General features: G+C 33.8%; 1 protein-coding gene. It reads left to right on the top strand.

The annotated features are described in order from the left end of the window. Nucleotides 1-527 precede the first annotated feature (527 nt). Nucleotides 528-1,530: AAA family ATPase (locus ACIPUA_RS17580; RefSeq protein WP_449059926.1), on the top strand; the 1,003-nt coding region annotated here is incomplete at its 3' end.

Raw genomic sequence — 1,530 nt, forward strand, 5'->3', positions numbered from 1 at the left:
AGTTCAACCGACGTTTATACAAAAATTTTTACGCTTGATGCCATGTTACATTTTGATATTTCATTTCGCTAATGGGATTAAGTGTTCCCATTACTCTACCTGAATTATATTTCTTCCCCCTATATTTATTGAAAAATAGCAGGAAATTTACAGATAAAAGCGTTAATTATTTTCGAAATTGAATAAATTGCAATTTTATTCGTCTTTTTCTATTTGATAATGATATTCATTAATGCTGTTTTTAGTACAAGATGAGTAAAAATACTAATTAAGGATAGGGCTGTGTCATTAGTATATTTAATAAAATTTAATTCTCACATTTTTAATTTCATTTGGAATTTAGAATTTAAATTGGTGATTTCAGATTGAAATCTTATTTTTATTTTATTTAATATTCTTTAATATCATTGGGTTATGCTATTTTAAAGCTGTGGGGAAAAATAATTAGCAAAAGATTGTTTACAATACTAAGCTTATGTAGGATTATGCATCCTAATTAAGAATGCTGCATAAGGAGATAAACTGGTATGGTTAGAGCAAATAATCAGTTCAACAAAATTGCGAGTCGCTCTGTCAGATTATTGCAATCGTTGACTGAACAAGTTCAATCTCAAAAAGAGGAACTGAATGAAACCGCTTATTACCAAGTTTACTCTAAAGCAGCCGTCGCTAAATTGCCTAAGCTGACTCGCGCTAGCGTCGATTACGCTGTTAATGAAATGGAAAATGCGGGATACGTATTTGAGAAAAGGCAAGCAGGAACTGCATTAAAGTACGCGATGACAATCCAAAATATTGTCGATATTTATCATCATCGTGGTGTCCCTAAGTACCGTGATCGTTACCCTGATGCATTCACTTTTTTTGTTGGAAATTTGAAAGGGGGGGTCTCAAAAACGGTCAGTACAGTATCGTTGGCTCATGCATTGCGTACGCATCCTCATCTCATATTTGAAGATCTTAGGATTTTAGTAATAGATCTTGACCCTCAATCATCAGCTACTATGTTTTTAGATCATATGCAATCAATCGGCGTGGTTGATACTACTGCAGCTCAAGCTATGCTACAGAATGTGACTCGAGAAGAATTGCTAAATGAATTTGTTTTACCTTCAGTGATTCAAGGCGTTGATGTGATCCCTGCATCTATTGAAGATGCATTTATTGCCTCTCAATGGGAATTATTGTGTGCAGAGCATTTACCAGGTCATAATATCTATACTGTTCTGCGAGAGAATATTATCAATAAAGTTAAAAAAGATTATGATTTTATCTTTATTGATAGTGGGCCTCACCTTGATGCATTTTTATCAAATGCAATTGCTGCGGCAGATATTTTAATGACGCCAGTTCCGCCTGCTCAAGTGGATTTTCATTCAACACTAAAATATTTAACACGGCTACCAGAGTTAATTGAATTGATAGAATCTACGGGAGCTAATGTTAACTTGATCAGCAACATCGGTTTCATGTCTAAATTGGTGAATAAGACGGATCATAAACTGTGTCATAGTTTAGCTAAAGAAATTT

Source organism: Providencia sp. AGC89, assembly GCF_053543535.1.